Origin of the sequence: Micromonospora sp. H61, assembly GCF_018070325.1 — a bacterium.
Lineage (GTDB): Bacteria > Actinomycetota > Actinomycetes > Mycobacteriales > Micromonosporaceae > Micromonospora > Micromonospora salmantinae.
In genome coordinates, this window is the sequence record NZ_JAGPXY010000003.1 from 100,324 (window position 1) to 117,737 (window position 17,414).

Sequence of the window (17,414 nt, forward strand, 5' to 3'; positions counted from 1 at the left end):
GACACCCCTTGGAGATGCCCGTGAGCAGCAAAGACTCCTACGAATACGACCTCTGCGTCGCGGTCAACTACTACTCGCCCTACGTCAGCGGGCTGACCGAGGTGGCCCGGGTGCTCGCCGAGGGCCTCGCCGGGCGGGGCTGGCGGGTGGCGGTGGTCGCCGTCCGGCACGATCCGGCGCTTCCGCTGAGGGAGATCCGCAACGGCGTCGACGTCTACCGCAGCCCGGTGGTCGCCTCGGTCGGCCGTGGCCCGGTCAGTCCCGGCTTCCCGTCGCTGGTGCGCCGGGTCGCCCGGCGTTCGCGGGTGGTCAACCTGCACCTGCCGATGCTGGAGGGAGCGCTGATCACCGCCCTGCCGCTGCGGGTGCCGGTGGTGACGACGTACCACATCGACCTCTGGCTGCCGCCCACCCTGGTGACCCGGGCGGCGATGGCCGCGGTACGGGTGTCGTCGCGGGTCACGCTGCGCCGCTCGGACGCCGTCGTCGTCAACAGCGACGACCAGGCGCAGTACTCGGAGCTCTGGTCGATCCTGCGGTCCAGCCAGCGGTCCGCGATCCCGGCGCCCTGCCTCGACCGGCGCGGCGGGGAGGCCGCATACCGGGAGACCGGCGGCCCGCATATCGGCTTCCTCGGCCGGATCGTGCCGGACAAGGGTCTGGACTACCTGGTCGCCGCGTTCGCCGAGATCCCGGATCGTGAGGCGCGGCTGCTGATCGGCGGCGACTATCTGACCGTCGAGGGCGGTAGCGTGATCGCCCGGATCCGGGCGGCCGCCGAACGGGATCCCCGGATCCGGATCCTCGGGCTGCTCCGCGGCCGGCAGATCAGTGATTTCTACGCGTCCATCGACGCCTTCGCCCTGCCCTCAGTCGCCGAGTCCTTCGGTATCGCGCAGGCTGAGGCGATGATGTGCGGTATCCCGTCGGTCACCACCGACCTGCCCGGCGGCCGGTATCCGGTCCTGGCAACCGGGATGGGGAGGGTCGTCCAGCCGCGGGACCCGGCCGGACTGCGCGTGGCCCTGCTGGACGTGCTCGGCTGGGCCGCCGACACCCGACGCGAGGGTGCCAAGCGGGCCCTTGAGGAGTTCAGTGTGGACGGATGTCTGGACCGGTACGCGGCGCTGTTCCGGGTCCACGGGGCGCGAGCCGGCGCATTGATGTGAGTGCTCATCCGGTCAGTAGGATGGCGGCAACGTTCCGTCACGGAGGTGCAGATGCATAGCAGGGATTTCGGTCGTCTCGGCACTGTCAGCGCGCTCACCCTGGGCGGTGGCGGGATCGGCGGTGTCTGGGGGGCGACCGACCGCGCCGAGGCGGTGGCGACCGTGCGGGCGGCGGTCGACGGTGGCATCACGATGCTCGACCTGGCCCCGACCTACGGTGACGGCTACGCGGCCGAGAACGTCGCCGGTGCCGCCCTGCGCGCCATTCCGGCCTCGGACGTCCTCGTCACCAGTAAGATCGAATTGCCCGAGCAGGATGGTGGTGATCTCCCGGAGAAGATGATCCGCAGCCTGCACGCCACCCTGAAGCGTCTCGGCCGCGAGCAACTGGATCTCTTCCTGCTCCACTCCCAACTACACCCGCGTGGCTGGACCGGTCCCACTCCCCGGACTCTCGGTTGGGACCTGTACCGCGACCAGGTGGTGCCGACCTTCGAACGGCTGCGGGACGAGGGCAAGATCCGGGCCTGGGGGTTGACCGGTGTAGGCCACCCGCAGACCGTGATCGACGCCATGCACCAGCAACCGCGCCCGGATGCGGTCCAGGCGGTGGTGAACGCCCTTGACCTCAGTGGCGACATGTGGCTGCTCGGCGCGTCGGCCGCGCCTCGGAATGACGAGATCCGCCGAGCCGCGGTCGACGACGGCGTCTGCGTGATCGCGATCCGTGCCGTGGCGGCGGGAGCGCTCACTGGGGAGATCGACCGGTCCGTGGCGGACGACGCCCCGGTCGCGGTCGACTTCGCCCGGGCGGAGCGGTTCCGCGCGCTCGCCGCCGAGTTCGGCGAGTCGCCCGCCTCGTTGGCCCACCGGTCCGCGCTGAGCGTCCCGGGCGTGGCGACCGTGGTGCTCGGCGTGAAGAACCGCACCGAGTTGGCCGAGTGCCTCGCCGCCGAGGCCCGTGGGCCGCTGACCGAGGTCGAACGGAAGGCACTCCTCGACCTGCGGAGCTGAGCGGACGGTGGGCCGGAGCGACGCGTGATGCTCCCGAGGCGGCCCCGGCCCGCCATCGTGCCGAGCCGGGAAACATATCGGACCGATGCACGTCGGGGGTAGCCCCGGTCGTCGAGGGGTGGGGGCGAACCAGTACGGTCCTCCCGTTGCCGACGAGCGCCGCTAGCTCAACTGGCAGAGCAGCGGACTCTTAATCCGCGGGTTCGGGGTTCGAGTCCCTGGCGGCGCACCAGCGATACCCAGGGGACATAGCTAACTAGCTATGTCCCCTTGGGTCATGCGTGGGGCGCGGGTGGGGATCCCCTGCTGCCCCACGTCATCCGGATCGAATCCCAGCTCAGACCTGCGGAAGGCCGCCGGTCTGGGGGTCGGCGGGTGCGGCGTCGAGGACGAGCAGGCTCACGGGTGCGGCGAGTAGGCCGCCGGAGATGCCGGTGGCCAGGCCCCGGCCGGAGGCATGGGCGGCCGGTGCCGGCCCGCAGCAGCTGTCGGCGTTGGCGGACTCGTCCGGGTTGCTGTTGCACACCCCGGTCTCGGGTAGGTCGAGTTGGACGTCGCGGGCGGCGGCCCAGTCGCCGGCGAGGGCGGCGACGACGGAGCGGACCTGCTCGTAGCCGGTGGCCATGAGGAAGGTCGGCGCTCGCCCGTAGGACTTCATCCCGACGGCGTAGTAGCCCGACTCGGGGTGGGTGAGCTCGGTGACGCCGTGCGGGGGCACGGTGCCGCAGGAGTGCTCGTTGGGGTCGATCAGCGGGGCCAGGGCGCGGGTGGCGCCCATGACCGGGTCAAGGTCGAGGCGCAGTTCGGCGGCGATGGAGTGGTCGGGGCGGAAGCCGGTGGCCGCGACGATGCGGTCCACTGTGGTCTGCTCTTCGCCGCCGTCGGCGTGGCGCACGACCACGTTGACCCGACCGTCGGTGGGGGTGAGGGCGTGCACGGCGAACCCGGTGAGCAGGCGGATCTGGCCGGCGTCGACGTGCGCGCGTAGCCGGGAGCCGAGCGCGCCGCGGGCGGGCAGGGCGTCGGCGTCGCCGCCGCCGTAGGTGCGTGCCGGTGAGCTGGTGCGGATCGCCCAGGTCACCTCGGTGCCCGGGGCGGATTCGGCCAACTCGGCGAGGGAGAGCAGGGTGTTGGCGGCGGAGTGGCCGGCGCCGACGACGAGGGTGTGCCGGCCGGCGAAGCGGTCCCGGTCGACGCCGAGGACGTCGGGCAGGGCGTGCTCGAGGTGCGCTGCGACGGCGGTCTCACCTCGGGCGGGCAGTCCGGAGGAGCCGAGGACGTTCGGGGTGCCCCAGGTGCCGGAGGCGTCGATGACCGTGCGGGCGAGCACCTCCTGGCCGTCGGTGAGGCGGATCAGGAACGGCGTGCTGTCGCGGCCGACGGTGCGTAGGCGGTCGAGGCCGAGGCGGCTGATCGCCTCGACGCGGGCGCCGTAGCGCAGGTGCGGCTTGAGCTGCGGCACCATCGCCAGGGGTTGGAGGTAGTCGTCGGCCAACTCGGCGCCGGTGGGCAGGGCTTCCAGGTCGGGGGCGACCCACCCGGCCTCGTCGAGCAGGCGGCGGGCGGCGGGGTCGATGTTGTACCGCCAGGGAGAGAAGACCCGGACGTGGCCCCACTGCCGCACCGCGGCGGCGGGGGTGTCACCGGCTTCCAGGACCAGGAACGGTAGGTCACGCTCGTGCAGGTGCGCGGCGGCGGCCAAGCCGACCGGTCCGGCGCCGATCACCACGACGGGCAGATCGTTCAGGGTGCTCATCAGCTATCTCCTCTGTGTCGAGAATTGTCGAATCAAGCAGGTGGACAGCAGCCGTGCGTCGGGGCCGAGGGTTGGTCAGGTGATGACGGGGCTGCGGCGCTCCAGCAGGATCACGTCGCGCCACCGGCCGTGGTGGCGGGCGACCCGCTCGCGTACGCCGATGACCCGGAAACCGGCGCGCTGATGCAGGCGGAGGCTGGCGGTGTTCTCGCCGAAGACACCCGACTGGATGGTCCAGACGCCGGCTGCTTCGGTGGAGGCGATCAGGGCGTCCAGCAGGAGGCGGGCGACGCCGCGGCCTCGGGCGGCGGGGTCGACGTAGACGGAGTGCTCGACCACGCCGGCGTAGACCGCGCGGGTTGAGGTGGGCGAGACGGCGACCCACCCGATCACCGTGCGGTCGACGGCGACGAGGCGGTGCTCGGGCAGTTTGCCGGCGTCAAACTGCGCCCAGGTCGGTGCCGTGGTCTCGAAGCTGGCGTCGCCGCCGTCGAGGCCGGCCTGGTAGATGGCGAGCACCCGGGCGGCGTCGTCGGCCGTCATGGGGCGAACGGTGATGTCGACCATCAGCACGCTCCGTTCGGGTGGGGGGCAGGTCGGCCCATGACGACGTCGGCGGCGGAGGGGAGGCAGTCGACGCAGGCGTCGTTGGTCCGGTAGTGCCGGGCGGTGCCGACCGCCTCGACGAGGACGAACCGCACGTCGGTGAGGATCTTCAGATGTTGGGAGACGGTGGACTGGGCCAGGCCGACGGCGGCGACGATCTCGCCGACGCTCATCGGTCGGGCGTGACGGGCGAGGTACTCGACGATCTGAACCCGGGTCGGGTCCGCGAGGGCCCGGAACCACGACGCGTACTGCTGCGCGGTGCTCCGGTCGAGCAACTCGTCCACGACTTCACCTCTTCTATCGTTCATCGCCGATCGGCGATGAAACTGTAGCGGGTGCGGAGGCGGCCAGGCCGACGGTGGCGACAACGAGGCGGGCGATCGCGTCGAGGGTGTGCGGGTTGACGCGGTCCGGGGTGTCGGCGGGGCTGTGGTAGCCGGCCATGCCGGCGCCGATGCCCACCGCCGCGAGCCCCGCGGCGGCGTAGCGGCGGTTGTCGGAGGCGACCGGCCCGGCGGCGAGCGGAAGGCCGGTGTGCCGCCCGGCCTGATCGAGCAGCGCGAGCAGCGCGTGGGCCGGCCCGCCAGCCTCGACCGCGGCGGCCCGGTCGAGCAGCCCGGCACCGTCGACGTTGATGACCAGCGGCCGAATGTCGCCCGCCTGCAACTGCTGGCTGTGGTGGGCCGAGCCCAGCGCACCAACCTCCTCGGCGTCGAGCAACGCGACCGCCACCGCGACCCCCGCAGGGCGGGCGGCGGCAAGGATTCGGGCGGCTTCCAGCACCACCGCGACGCCGCTGGCGTTGTCCGACGCGCCGGGTTGACGCAGGCCGGGATGGTCGCCGACGCCGTCGTAGTGCGCGGTCAGCAACACCTCGGTCCCGCCCGGCGCAACCGCCGGGAACCTTGCGTGGATGTTGGCGCCGGTAACGTCGCGGCGGCGCAGCGGGGTGTTCGCGCTCCACCAACCCGCACCGGTGGCGGCGGCCAGGACGGAGCGGTGGGTGCCCGCGTCGAGGGTCAGCATGGGCAACGGGCCCGGGTCCGGGCCGGCGAGGACGGTGTACTGCCAGCCGCCGGCGTCGACAGCCCGGCTCACCAGCAGACCCGCGGCGCCCGAGGCGTCGCGGGCGGCGTCGAGAGGGTTCCCGCCCGCGGGCACCACCAGCCACCGGCCGGTCGGGTCCCCGCTGCCGGTCACACCCAACGGGCCACGCCTGACCTCAGAGGTGTCGGCCGAGGCGGAGTGGACCGCGACCTCGCGGCCGAACGTCAGCCGCGTCGAGGTGTCGCCGTCGCCCCAGACGACGGTCGGCGCCGCGTACAGCTCGGGCACGTTGCGGACCCGGAAGTCGTCGGTGTCGACCGCCGCGCCGAGGTCGGCGAGGTGCGCGACGAGCCAGGCGCGGGCGGCGGCGCCGCCGGCCGTGCCGACCCGCCGGCCGGTGAATTCAGCCGAGGCGAGAGCGGAGATCGTGGCGGCCATCCGCTCGGCCGAGACCAGGCGAAGTGTCGCGTCGAGGTGGGCGACCGATCCCGATCCGGCGGTCATCCGCAGCACCCATGACCCGTCGTGACGGCTTCGGTCTTCGCCTCGGTGCCGCAGCAGGAGCCGGCCGCTTCGGCGGCCTGCTGGCTGCCGCAGCACGGTCCCGCCGTCGGCGATTGCCCGGCGGGCGGGAGGACCGAGCCGACCGCCTGCGCGGGGCTGCCGCAGCAGGAACCGGAGCCCGTCACGGCCAGGGCAGCCCCCGGATCACCGGCGAACCCGTCTCCCGTCGCGGGGTTGGTCTGGGTGTTCTCGCTCATCACACAACCTTTCGATCAGGGGTTATCGGACGCCGATCAGGGCAGGGGCCGTGTCACGGACCTGGTCGTAGCGCCGCTGCGCCCGCTGTGCCGCGGTGGACACCCGGGCGCAGGAGTCACAGAACCGCGCTGCCGCCTGAGCCTGCGCTGAACGCCGTGTCGTGCCGAACATGCCGACTCCTTCCCCGCGACGTCTGTCTTGACGTTCGTCGAATCAGAGAGTTGCACGCTGCTTAGACACCTGTCAACCTAGAGGCATGTCAAAGCAAGCCGGGCTGCTTCCCGTCATCGACCTCACCGCCGACACGCCGTGCTGCCCGCCGCTGGCGCAGAGCCCGGTGCCGGCGCAGACCGCCGCGGTGCTCGCGCCGGCGTTCAAGGCGCTCGGCGACCCGGTGCGGCTGCGGCTGATGTCGATGATCGCCTCGGCGAAGAGCGGGGAGGCGTGCGTCTGTGACCTGACCCCGGCGTTCGACCTGACCGGGCCGACGATCTCGCACCACCTCAAGACGCTGCGCGAGGCCGGCCTCGTCGACGCCGAACGCCGCGGCACCTGGGTGTACTACCGGGCCCGGCCGGCCATCCTGCGCCAGCTCGCCGGGCTGCTCAGCGTCGAACCGGCCGCCGTGGCCTGAGGTCTGGCCGTCGACCCGGGTCGGCCAGGGTGGTTGCGACGTGGGTGGCTCAGGCAGCGCTGGCCGAACTACAGTCCTACCTCAAGACCTGCCGCTGCACCGACCCCCGCCCCGAGGGGGCTGCGGACCGCCCCGCGCCGCCACCCAACCGTCGTTTGACACTCCCACGATCGCTCAGTAATCATTGAGTCAATGATGACTGAGCTTGTTTCCTTGCGGGGGCGCGCCCGGATCCACGCCGCGCTGGGCGACCCGGCGCGCCTGGCGATCGTGGACGCGCTCACCCTCGGCGACGCCTCGCCCGGAGAAATCGCCCACGACCTGCAGATACCGACGAACCTCGTCGCCCACCACGTCAAAGTCCTCACCGACGCGGGCCTCGTCGTGCGTGGCCGCTCCGAGGGTGACCGGCGCCGCACCTACCTGCGGCTGCGTCCCGAAGCCCTCACCGCACTGCGCCCCACGCCCCTGACCGGCGTGGGACGGGTGGTGTTCGTGTGCACCCGCAACTCCGCCCGCTCGCAACTGGCCGCCGCTCTCTGGTCCGAGCGCACCCATACCCCGGCCGCGTCCGCGGGGACACAGCCCGCCGAGCGGGTCCACCCCCGTGCCGTCGCCGTCGCCCACCGGCACGGTCTGGCCCTCGACCCGAGCAGCACCAACCGTGTCGCGGACATCGTGCGCGACGACGACCTGGTCATCGCCGTCTGCGACAACGCCCACGAGGAACTCACCGCCCCAGCCCAGCCCCGGCTGCACTGGTCGGTGCCCGACCCCGTCCGCCTGGACACCGACGACGCCTTCGAGGCGGCGTTCGCCGACCTCGCAGCCCGCGTCGACCGGGTCGCCCCCGTCATCACCCCCGCCATGAGCTCGCGAGGACCCCATGACTGACACTCACGCCCATCCGCAGCTGTCCATCGACCAACAGCTCGCCCTGCGCACCGCCGCCACCCGCCTCGCCGAGGAGTTCACCGGCGTCTACGGCACCGAGACCATCGAGCGGTTCCTGCACACCAGCTACGACCAGTTCGCCACCGCCGGCAGCATCCCCCACTACCTGCCGCTGCTCGCCGAACGCTTCGCCCGCCAGCGCCTGCAGGCCCTCGCCCGCGTCGAGGGCCACCACCGCGACGGCCGCCCCGTCGCCCTGTTCCTGTGCACCCACAACGCCGGCCGCTCGCAGATGGCGTTGGGGTTCTTCACCCACCTCGCCGGCGACCAGGCGGTCGCGTGGTCCGGCGGCAGCGAACCCGGCGCCGAGGTCAACCCCGCCGCCATCGCCGCGATGGCCGAGCGCGGCATCGACATCGCCGCGGAGTTCCCCAAGCCGTGGACCGACGAGGTCATCCGCGCCGCCGACGTCGTCATCACCATGGGCTGCGGCGACGCCTGCCCGGTCTTCCCCGGCACCCGCTACGAGAACTGGGACCTCGACGACCCCGCCGGGCGCGACCTCGCCGACGTCCGGCCGATCCGCGACGACATCGAACGCCGCGTCCGGCGCCTCCTCGACGACCTCCACGTCGCCCACCCGGCATGACAGACCCGATCCACACCACCAGCGACCGAGAACCGACGGGAGTGCCCGTGAGCACCCGCACCGCCCCTGACATCGACTCCGGCGAGAACGCCGTCGTCGGCCGCCTCTCCCGACTCGACCAGTTCCTCCCCGTGTGGATCGGGCTGGCGATGGTCGCCGGCCTGCTCCTCGGTCGGCTGATCCCCGGGTTGAACAGCGCCCTGGACGCGGTGCAGATCGGCGGGATCTCGCTACCGATCGCGGCCGGTCTGCTGATCATGATGTACCCGGTGCTGGCGAAGGTCCGCTACGACCGGCTCGACACCGTCACCGGCGACCGCCGGCTGCTTATCTCCTCGCTGGTCCTCAACTGGGTCGTCGGCCCCGCCGTGATGTTCGCCCTGGCCTGGCTGTTCCTGGCCGACCAACCCGCGTACCGCACCGGCCTGATCATCGTCGGCCTGGCCCGTTGCATCGCCATGGTCATCATCTGGAACGACCTCGCCTGCGGTGACCGGGAAGCCGCCGCCGTCCTGGTCGCGCTCAACTCGGTCTTCCAGGTCATCGCCTTCGGCCTGCTCGGCTGGTTCTACCTCGCCGTGCTTCCCCAGTGGCTGGGGCTCTCCGGCGCCGAGTTGACGGTTTCGGCCTGGGACATCGCCGCTAACGTGCTCATCTTCCTCGGCATCCCACTGCTCGCCGGCTACCTCACCCGCCGCCTCGGCGAACGCGCCAAGGGCCGCACCTGGTACGAGGCCCGCTTCCTGCCCCGCATCGGCCCGGCCGCCCTCTACGGGCTGCTGTTCACGATCGTGATCCTGTTCGCCCTGCAAGGCGACGCCATCACCAGCCGACCCCTGGACGTCGTCCGCATCGCCCTGCCCCTGCTGGTGTACTTCGCACTCATGTGGGCCGGCTCCTACGCCCTCGGTCGGGCCATCGGCCTCGGCTACCAGCGCACCACCACGCTGGCGTTCACCGCCGCCGGCAACAACTTCGAACTCGCCATCGCCGTCGCGATCGGCACCTTCGGCGTCACCTCCGGCCAAGCCCTCGCCGGCGTCGTCGGCCCCCTGATCGAAGTGCCCGTCCTCGTCGGCCTCGTCTACGTCTCGCTGTGGGCACGCCGCCGCTTCTTCACGTCTACGCCTTCCGCCACGACAGCCGCCTAACCGGTAAGGGAAACACCGTGAGTGACAAGCCCAGCGTCCTGTTCGTCTGCGTCCACAACGCCGGCCGCTCCCAGATGGCCGCCGGCTGGCTGCGCCACCTCGCCGGCGACACCGTCGAAGTCCGCTCCGCCGGCTCCGCCCCCGCCGACACCGTCAACCCCGCCGCCGTGCAGGCCATGCGCGAGGTCGGCATCGACATCACCGACCAGACCCCGAAACTTCTGGAGTACGAGACCGCGGAGTCCTCCGACGTCATAGTCACCATGGGCTGCGGGGACGCCTGCCCGGTCTTCCCCGGCAAGCGCTACGAGGACTGGAAACTCGACGACCCCGCCGGCAGGGGCGTCGACGCCGTCCGCCCGATCCGCGACGACATCCGGGGGCGGGTGGAGAAGCTCCTCACCGAGCTGCGCCCAAGCGCCTGACGCCGCCCTCGTCGCCGCCCGCCGGGCCACCCACGACCCAGGCCACGACACACGGGCCGCGGTTTTCCTCCCGGGTTACCCGGCGAGTCGGGCGCTGATGTCGGCGACCGTGGCCTTGGCCGTGCGCCCCGCGTCCACCAGCGTCGCTCACGCCGACCCGGTGAGGTGGGCGGCTCGGATGCGCCGCTGATCGTGCGGGCGGCCATGTTGGGGTGCTGCCACCCCGCCACGCTACGGCGCGGTGCCAGGCGTGCGCCTCGACGAGGCGCCTGAGCGTGCAGGATCGGCTCCGTGACGATCAGGAGCCGCCTGCCGAACGCGGCGCGTACATGATCAGGGCGACGCCGATCAGGCAGATGCCGGCGCCGATGACGTCCCACCGGTCGGGTCGGAACTTGTCGACGATCACCCCCCAGGCGAGGGATCCGGCCACGAACACGCCGCCGTAGGCGGCGAGGATGCGTCCGAAGTTCGGGTCGGGCTGGAAGGTGGCGACGAATCCGTACGCGCCGAGGGCGATGACGCCGGCGGCGATCCACCACAGGCCGCGGTGCTCGCGCCAGCCCTGCCAGATCAGCCACGCCCCGCCGATCTCGAACAGGGCGGCGACGATGAACAGCAGGATCGAGCGGACGACGGTCATCCGTGGACCGTACCGATGTGCCCGCGGACCCCGATCATGCCGGTGACCCGGTCGAACAGGCACCTCCTGGAGCGATGGTGGGGAAGGGGATGGGACAGCACGGCTGGCCGGCGCACTCGACGAGGTCGTCGCAGCCGGCCTTCACTGCGGCGCGCAGTGTGCCGGCGATGACCTGCAAATCAGCGATCTTCGCCTCGACCTCGGCGAGCTTCGCTTGGGCGCGGACCCGCAGGCCGGCATCGGTGTGGCGGCCGTGACGGTGCCGGCCCGCGTCGAGCAGCTCGGCGACCTCGTCGAGGGTGAACCCGAGCCGCTGCGCCGCCTTGATCACCCTCAGCACGGTGACCGCTTCGGCTGGGTAGAGGCGGTGCCCGCCCAGGCTTCGGTCCGGTTCGGCGAGCAGTCCGCGACGTTCGTAGTAGCGCAGTGTCTGCGGGTGCACCCCGGCTGCGGCGGCGACCTGGCCGCTGCGCAATCCGCTCACGCCGTCATCCCGGCGGCGGCTCGCAGCGCGAGCGCGTCGAGGACGTCGACGTGTTCGGCCGGCACCCGCACGTCGAGACGCAGCGTGCCGGTGTCGGCGGCGAGGGTGAACGAGAAGAACGAGCAGCAGGAGCTCTCCCGGCCGATCAGGTCCCGTGTGGTGGCCTCGGCGGTCGGGTCGAGACGCCACCGCATCTCGGTGGGGGACAGCCGCTGCTGCGCCAACAGGGCGGTGGCGAACAGGTAGTCGAATTCGGCCAGCCGCAGCGGCCGTTGCCCGCTCGGCAGGGTGCACGACTCGGGCACCCACGGCTGGGAGTCAGTGGTCATACCAACGACGGTAAGCGTGTACCTGAGTACCGGATGCAAGCCCAACGCTCAGCAAGCTTGTCGACCGGTCACCGCCGTTCGGGTGCCACCCATGCGGGGCCGTTCAGACAGTTGGGCCTTGGTGGTGGTCGAGTTCGGCGCGGAGCGTGTCGGCGAAGCCTTCGGCCATGGCGAGTTGGTCGCGCAGGGCGGTGACGCGGGTGGTGGCGGCGGTGTGGAACATGGCGAGCCGGTCGAGCAGGGCTGCGCGGTCGGCGCCGGTGGCGGTGTCGAGGGCGTCGAGGACGGTGAGGAGGTCCCGCATCTCGTCGAGGGTGAAGCCGAGGGGTTTCATGCGCTTGACGACGGCGAGGCGGTCGAGGTCGGGCTCGGTGTAGAGGCGGAAGCCGCCCTCGCTGCGGGCGGAGGGCACGATCAGGCCGGCTTCCTCGTAGTGGCGGATGGTGCGGATGCTCAGCCCGACCCGTTCGGCGGCCTCGCCGATCTGCATGAGCCGGCCGGTGGCCGAGCCGGAGCCGTGCTGCTCCGGCCCGGTCTCCCGGGTGGTGGTGGTGGCCATATCAGTGGCCGACGCCGAGCTGGCCGGCGAGGGTGTCGTGGATGCGGGCACTGGGCTTGTTCAGTTCGATGATCTCGACGGTCTTGCCGCGGGTGGCGTACTTCTGCGTGATGGCGTCGAGGGCGGCGACGGATGAGGCGTCCCAGACGTGGGCGTAAGTCATGTCGATGACCACCGTCTCGGGGTCGTTCGCGTAGTCGAACTGGCCCACCAGGTCGTTGCTGGAGGCGAAGAACAACTCGCCGCGCACCGAGTAGATCCGTGTGGTGCCGTCCGGGTCCAGGACGCTGGTGACCTCGACCAGGTGGGCCACCCGCCGGGCGAAGATCACCATGGCGGTGAGGACGCCGACCACGACGCCGATGGCGAGGTTGTGGGTGGCCAGGGTGGTGGCGACGGTGGCGACCATGACGGTGGTCTCGCCGTACGGCATCCGCTTCAGCGTGGCCGGGGCGACGGAGTGCCAGTCGAAGGTCGACACCGCCACGATGATCATCACGGCGACCAGGGCAGCCATCGGAATCACCGCCACGACGTCGCCGAGCGCGACGACCAGGACCAGCAGGAACACGCCGGCCAGGAACGTCGACAGCCGGGTACGGGCGCCGGATGCCTTCACGTTGATCATCGTTTGGCCGATCATGGCGCAGCCACCCATGCCGCCGAAGAAACCGGTGACGATGTTGGCCACGCCCTGGCCCCAGGACTCGCGCGTCTTGCTGGACGGGGTGTCGGTGATGTCGTCGACCAGCTTGGCGGTCATCAGCGACTCCATCAGCCCGACCAGCGCGATCCCCAGGGCGTAGGGGGCTACGAGGGTGAGGGTGTTCATGGTCCAGGGGATCTGCGGAAGGCCGAGGGTGGGCAGGCTGTCCGGCAGGGCGCCCTCGTCGCCGACGGTCGGCACCGCCACGCTGGCGAAGACGGTGACCAGCGTCAGGACCACGATGGCGACCAGCGGTGCCGGGATGGCGCGGGTGAGCCGGGGGAGCCCCACCATGATCGCCAGGGCGACGGCGACGAGCGGGTAGACCAGCCACGGCACGCCGAGCAGGTGCGGGACCTGGGCGGCGAAGATGAGGATGGCCAGGGCGTTGACGAAACCCACCATGACGCTGCGCGGGATGAACCGCATTAGCTTCGCCACGCCGAGCACGGCGAGCAGGATCTGGATCGCGCCGCCGAGGATCACCGCCGCGATCAGGTAGTCCAGCCCGTGTTCCTTCGCCAGCGGCCCGACGACGAGGGCGATGGCTCCGGTCGCGGCGGAGATCATCGCCGGACGCCCACCGCAGATCGCGATGGTGACTGCCATCGTGAACGAGGCGAACAGCCCCACGCGGGGGTCGACACCGGCGAGGATCGAGAACGAGATCGCCTCCGGGATCAACGCCAGGGCGACGACCAGACCGGCGAGGACCTCGGTGCGGAACACCTTCGGCGACAACCAGGACGGACGGGACAGACGCGGCCGGTTGACCGCGGACAGCACAGAAGACATACAGCCATTTCCACTCGGGCGTCCCGTGGACGCGCTCAGCTCCGCCCTGGATCGGGGCAGCTACCCGACGATCAGCGACAGCCGGTCGAGCGGCCTCAGGGCGCCATTGCCCGGACACGTCACGGTCGCCGGGGGAGCCATCCGGCCTCGCCCTGATAGCCGACAGCGAACCTACCCTTCCGTCAGAGGAGAGTTCACCGAAGGTGGTGATCATCACTCGGCCGTTGCGGGTACTTCCCCGTTCGCGCCCGGACGGCCAGCGCCAGAGCTAGCGGGCGGCCCTGTCACCGGTGGGTCGCGAGTGCCGGAAGGCGCTCAGCAGGGCCGAGGCCACCGCAGCCACCAGCAGGACCATCACCACGTTGAACAGCACCGTGTCGCCGGTGGAGCGGGGCGGGAAGATGTCCTTGGCGAGCCAGCCGACGCCCGTCCCCAGCCCCAGGCAGACGTGCATCATGGCCCGCAGGCGCGGCTGGGGCTGAGGGCGGCCGAAGATCCGGGGCGCCGTCGTGCCGCCACGGCTCTTGTGGAACAGCACAGTGGCGAAAGCCACGTTGGCTGCGGCGGCGATGACCGCCAAGACCACGTCCACGGATCCCATGACCCGAACGCTATCTGAACCTGACACCAGGCGTTGCCGGCGCCCGCAGACGCCGGCAACGCCCCTGGTTCAGTTGGCGTGGGTCAGGCGGGTGGTGATGCGCAGGCCCAGAAGGGTGTCGTTCATCCACGGCACCCGCTCGCGGTGCAGACCGGCGGTCATCTGGTCGGCCCAGACCTCGTACCGCTGCATCAGCGTGTTGGCGCGGGACCGCGCGCTGGTGATCAGGCAGTCGCCCAGTGGGTCACCGGGCAGGTTGGACGAGTCGACAGCGGGCTCGCAGGGCACCTTGAGGCTGACCTGGTCGCGCAGTGGGCGGCTGGAGTCGGGCGGGCACGGCGTGGGCCCGCACTGGGCGTAGTTTCCGCTCGCCGTGGCGTAGGCATTTCCGATCTTGGCGTCCGTCGGCATGTTCACCGGAATCTGGTACTGCCCGAACAGGTTCGCGGACAACACGTCGTCCGAGTCGAGGGCGTTGGGCAGACCCAACCGGGTGTACGCCTGGAGCAGCCGCGCCGCCGTGTTCACCTTCTTCAGGGCGGTGGGCACCGCCCCGCTGACCTGGGTGCTCTGGTCCCGTACCCGGTCGTACATGGACTTCTGCCGGGCCTGGAGGAAACCGCGCAGGGTCGGCGTCAGCGTGGCGTCCAGTGCCGTGTTGTTCACGGCCGTCGCGCCGCTCGCGAAGGCGTACCGGCCGGACGGCCACTTCTGGGTCAGGGCCTGTTCGGGCGTGGTCTGGCTGCTACAGCTGAAGAACTCGCAGTAGACCTGGTAGACCTGCTCGTCCGGCCAGGTGAAGTCGGCGGTGCGCGAGTTCTGCCAGGCCACGGACGAGTTCAGCCGGAACCGGCTGTGGACCTGCAACCGCAGCTTGCCGTAGGAGCGGATCACTCCGCTCCCGTTGCCGGTCGTCCGGGTGTGGACCCAGCTCGGCGTGTAGCAGTGGCCGACCTCGGGCAACTCCCGTACCCCGGCCGGCGGCTCGTCGTGGCGCGGTGTGTACGCGTACTGGAGTGCCCGCACCATGTTCGACATCAGCTCGTAGCGAACGTTGCTGGGCCGGTCGATCTGCCTGCTGCCCTCGCACGCGGGCACCGTCGCCTCGTCGGCCTTCGCCGGCGCCTGGGCGAGCGGCTTGTCGGTGTCCCAGAACAGGTCGTAGTTCTTGGGCGTCTTGACCTGTACGCCGTTGGCGTCCGGCTCGTAGCGGACCTGGACCTCGTTGGTCCGGAAGGCGGCCAGCGCGGTCGACAGTTCGTTGGTGGCGGCGACGTACTCGTTGACCAGCCCGGTGATAAGCCCGTTGGCGTGGCCGTCGACCGGTCGGCCGAAGCTGGCCGCGAGGTCGGCGATACGGGTGCCCTCCGCCTCGATCTGCGCGGCCCGGCCGGCGCTGACCTGGGCGGCGTACGTCGGGTTCTGCAGCATCAACATGGCGTACGACTGCGCGCCGAGGTTCCACACCGTCGGGTTGCCGACCGGTGTCGACGGTTCGACCATCGAGGGGTCACGTCCGCTGGCGACCCGAGCCAGGTAGTTGATCGACCGGGCCTCGCCGAAGCTGTTCAGCACTGTGGTCGGGTCGAGCGCCGGGTTGTCGGCGTCGGTCCTGGGCACCACGAAGGCGGCGCCGCTGGCCAGCTGTGTCGAGGTCAGGTGGAATTCGTTCTCCGGGTCGACGAACTCGCCGTACGTCGGGATCGGTTGACCGAAGTTCTCCAGATAGCCGACGTACTTGTTGATGTCGGCGCGGGCGTCGTGCAGGGTGGCGTCGCCGATCGCGGCCAGCACTGTGGCGGCGATGTCCTCCAGGCGCAGGCCGAGCTGGGCGACCTGCTGCTGGACGAGGGTGATCTGCGCGGTGTTGCCGGCGATCGCGGCGTTCAACTTGTCGAACTGGGCCATCATGTTCGCGTACACCGTGTTGATCTGGGCCTCGACCCGCGCGAAGCTGGCCCGCATCTCGTCGCCGAGGGCCCGCACCTCGTCGCGCAATGCTTTCACCTGGGCCAGGATCTGTGCGTCCAGCGACGGTCCGCTGCTGCCGAAGAGACCGACGATCGACATCACGGCACCGAAGACGTTGCCGGTCATCGCCAACGTCGCGGTGCTGAAGATCGAGCCCGCGGGGCCGCGGCCGGTGATCGCCGCCGCGTACTTGGAGATCGCGCTGATCGTGGTGAGGACCGCCTCCCCGATCACCTTGGACTTCTTGCCGGCGGCCGGGTCGGCGAACCCGATGATGGTGGAGACCATGCCGACCCCGGCCTTGATGTCGGAGATCGTCTGCTGCCGAGCCTTGTCCCGGTCCTCCGCCGCCTTCTTGGCCGCCGCGGTGCACGCGGCGCTCGGCGGCCCTTCCGGCGGACACTTGCTGTTGTTCTCGCCGATCTCGAGACGGATCTCCAGGCTCAGGCCGAGCAGCTCCGCGTGCAGGGAGGCAAGCTGCTGCTTGGCCGCCGCGACGTACGCCGTCGAGTCGTCCCGCAGCGCCAGGATCGCGTCGAGGTCGACATGTGAAAGTCCGGGATCCTGCTGGAGCTCCTCGTAGGTGCTGGTGATGTCCACCCCGACCGGCTCACCGAGGACGGCGTTCCAGGCGGTGGCGACGGGCACGCTGGCGGCCCCCGCCTGTCGGGTCGCGGACCACACCGCGGCGAGGGCGTCGTCGCGGCCGCGCAGCCACTGGGCGGTCCGCAGCGCGCCGGAGGCGAGTTCCTCGCGGGTGTCCCACGGCTCGACCGTCTTGCCGATCACGGCCCCGACCAGGCCGGTGATCTCCGGCGAGGTCCGGGTGTCGCCGCCGGGAGCGCCGAGCAGGATGTCGACGGACTTGAGCAGCAGGTCCTGTTCGGGCAGCAGGAGGTCGAACGCGGTCAGCGAGCCGTCGAGCAGCTGCTGGCGTGCGGTGAGCTGGGTCTGTGCCTGTTCGGCAGTGGCGTTCGGGTGCAGCCGGTGCCACTGGACGAACTCGGCCGACAGCACGACGGTGGTGATCCGAGCGGCGCCCTGGAGATGGATCTCGGCGACCTGGCCGAAGGCCCGGTCGGTGAGCGCTGCCTGAGGGACGGGGACGGGATCGGCCGACGCGGGCTCGCCGAAGAGCACGCTTGCCGCGGTGACCGCGATCATCGCCAGCGCGGCAGTCCCGCGCCTGGTGCGCGTGGAACGTTTGAATGTCATG

The 17,414-nt window shown here is 71.1% G+C and carries 20 protein-coding genes and 1 tRNA gene; 8 read left to right on the forward strand and 13 right to left on the reverse strand.

Annotation, left to right across the window (positions count from 1 at the left end; translation table 11 throughout):
- Positions 1-14: 14 nt before the first annotated feature.
- The 3 genes from KBX08_RS03235 to KBX08_RS03245 all read left to right on the forward strand — a co-directional run bounded on the left by KBX08_RS03235 (position 15) and on the right by KBX08_RS03245 (position 2,415).
- Positions 15-1,169 carry a glycosyltransferase family 4 protein gene (locus KBX08_RS03235; protein ID WP_247668784.1) on the forward strand — a complete coding sequence of 385 codons (1,155 nt, stop codon included), beginning with the start codon at positions 15-17 and terminating at the stop codon, positions 1,167-1,169.
- Positions 1,170-1,220: 51 nt separating this feature from the next.
- Positions 1,221-2,183 (forward strand): aldo/keto reductase, encoded by a 963-nt coding sequence (locus tag KBX08_RS03240; RefSeq protein ID WP_210781007.1) that lies wholly within the window; start codon positions 1,221-1,223, stop codon positions 2,181-2,183.
- Positions 2,184-2,339: 156 nt separating this feature from the next.
- A tRNA-Lys gene (locus KBX08_RS03245) sits at positions 2,340-2,415 on the forward strand.
- 105 nt (positions 2,416-2,520) lie between these two features.
- On the opposite strand, the gene KBX08_RS03250 is transcribed toward KBX08_RS03245, so the two are convergent.
- From KBX08_RS03250 to KBX08_RS03275, 6 genes are all read right to left on the reverse strand, one after another.
- Complete coding sequence (locus KBX08_RS03250; RefSeq protein WP_210781008.1) at positions 2,521-3,939, reverse strand: NAD(P)-binding domain-containing protein; 1,419 nt, start codon at positions 3,937-3,939, stop codon at positions 2,521-2,523.
- 75 nt (positions 3,940-4,014) lie between these two features.
- On the reverse strand, positions 4,015-4,506 hold the full coding sequence (locus tag KBX08_RS03255) for a GNAT family N-acetyltransferase (RefSeq protein WP_210781009.1): 492 nt from the start codon (positions 4,504-4,506) through the stop codon (positions 4,015-4,017).
- Positions 4,506-4,856, reverse strand: coding sequence for a metalloregulator ArsR/SmtB family transcription factor (locus KBX08_RS03260; RefSeq protein ID WP_210781010.1), 351 nt, complete (start codon positions 4,854-4,856; stop codon positions 4,506-4,508). The genes KBX08_RS03255 and KBX08_RS03260 overlap by 1 nt, the downstream gene beginning before the upstream one ends.
- Positions 4,846-6,099, reverse strand: a complete 1,254-nt coding sequence (locus tag KBX08_RS03265; protein ID WP_210781011.1) for a M28 family metallopeptidase — start codon at positions 6,097-6,099, stop codon at positions 4,846-4,848. Before KBX08_RS03265 ends, KBX08_RS03260 begins: the two co-directional genes overlap by 11 nt.
- Positions 6,096-6,356, reverse strand: a complete 261-nt coding sequence (locus KBX08_RS03270; protein ID WP_210781012.1) for a hypothetical protein — start codon at positions 6,354-6,356, stop codon at positions 6,096-6,098. The genes KBX08_RS03265 and KBX08_RS03270 overlap by 4 nt, the downstream gene beginning before the upstream one ends.
- Positions 6,357-6,378: 22 nt before the next feature.
- A complete protein-coding gene (locus tag KBX08_RS03275; RefSeq protein WP_210781013.1) occupies positions 6,379-6,528 on the reverse strand; it encodes a hypothetical protein in 150 nt (49 codons plus the stop codon).
- An 85-nt stretch (positions 6,529-6,613) separates the two neighbouring features.
- On the opposite strand from KBX08_RS03275, the gene KBX08_RS03280 reads away from it, so the two are divergent.
- From KBX08_RS03280 to KBX08_RS03300, 5 genes are all read left to right on the forward strand, one after another.
- Positions 6,614-6,991 carry a metalloregulator ArsR/SmtB family transcription factor gene (locus tag KBX08_RS03280; protein WP_210781014.1) on the forward strand — a complete coding sequence of 126 codons (378 nt, stop codon included), beginning with the start codon at positions 6,614-6,616 and terminating at the stop codon, positions 6,989-6,991.
- Between the two features lie 192 nt (positions 6,992-7,183).
- Positions 7,184-7,885, forward strand: coding sequence for a helix-turn-helix domain-containing protein (locus tag KBX08_RS03285; protein ID WP_210781015.1), 702 nt, complete (start codon positions 7,184-7,186; stop codon positions 7,883-7,885).
- The gene (locus KBX08_RS33555; RefSeq protein ID WP_210781016.1) at positions 7,878-8,534 is read left to right on the forward strand and encodes an arsenate reductase ArsC; all 657 of its coding nucleotides are present in this window, start codon (positions 7,878-7,880) and stop codon (positions 8,532-8,534) included. The genes KBX08_RS03285 and KBX08_RS33555 overlap by 8 nt, the downstream gene beginning before the upstream one ends.
- A 47-nt stretch (positions 8,535-8,581) precedes the next feature.
- Positions 8,582-9,685, forward strand: a complete 1,104-nt coding sequence (arsB, locus tag KBX08_RS03295; RefSeq protein ID WP_307850432.1) for an ACR3 family arsenite efflux transporter — start codon at positions 8,582-8,584, stop codon at positions 9,683-9,685.
- A gap of 17 nt (positions 9,686-9,702) precedes the next feature.
- Positions 9,703-10,110, forward strand: coding sequence for an arsenate reductase ArsC (locus KBX08_RS03300; RefSeq protein ID WP_210781017.1), 408 nt, complete (start codon positions 9,703-9,705; stop codon positions 10,108-10,110).
- Between the two features lie 298 nt (positions 10,111-10,408).
- Here KBX08_RS03300 and KBX08_RS03305 read toward each other — a convergent pair whose 3' ends face one another.
- From KBX08_RS03305 to KBX08_RS03335, 7 genes are all read right to left on the reverse strand, one after another.
- A complete protein-coding gene (locus tag KBX08_RS03305; protein WP_210781018.1) occupies positions 10,409-10,753 on the reverse strand; it encodes a YnfA family protein in 345 nt (114 codons plus the stop codon).
- A 34-nt stretch (positions 10,754-10,787) separates the two neighbouring features.
- A complete protein-coding gene (locus KBX08_RS03310) occupies positions 10,788-11,237 on the reverse strand; it encodes a MerR family transcriptional regulator (RefSeq protein ID WP_210781019.1) in 450 nt (149 codons plus the stop codon).
- Positions 11,234-11,566 (reverse strand): hypothetical protein, encoded by a 333-nt coding sequence (locus KBX08_RS03315; protein ID WP_210781020.1) that lies wholly within the window; start codon positions 11,564-11,566, stop codon positions 11,234-11,236. Before KBX08_RS03315 ends, KBX08_RS03310 begins: the two co-directional genes overlap by 4 nt.
- 103 nt (positions 11,567-11,669) lie before the next feature.
- Entirely contained in the window at positions 11,670-12,125 is a 456-nt protein-coding gene (locus KBX08_RS03320; RefSeq protein ID WP_210781021.1) for a MerR family transcriptional regulator, read from the reverse strand.
- Between the two features lies 1 nt (position 12,126).
- Positions 12,127-13,626, reverse strand: a complete 1,500-nt coding sequence (locus KBX08_RS03325) for a SulP family inorganic anion transporter (RefSeq protein WP_210781022.1) — start codon at positions 13,624-13,626, stop codon at positions 12,127-12,129.
- A gap of 268 nt (positions 13,627-13,894) precedes the next feature.
- Positions 13,895-14,227 (reverse strand): hypothetical protein, encoded by a 333-nt coding sequence (locus KBX08_RS03330; RefSeq protein ID WP_210781023.1) that lies wholly within the window; start codon positions 14,225-14,227, stop codon positions 13,895-13,897.
- A gap of 69 nt (positions 14,228-14,296) precedes the next feature.
- Entirely contained in the window at positions 14,297-17,413 is a 3,117-nt protein-coding gene (locus KBX08_RS03335) for an efflux RND transporter permease subunit (RefSeq protein WP_210781024.1), read from the reverse strand.
- Between the last annotated feature and the right edge of the window lies 1 nt (position 17,414).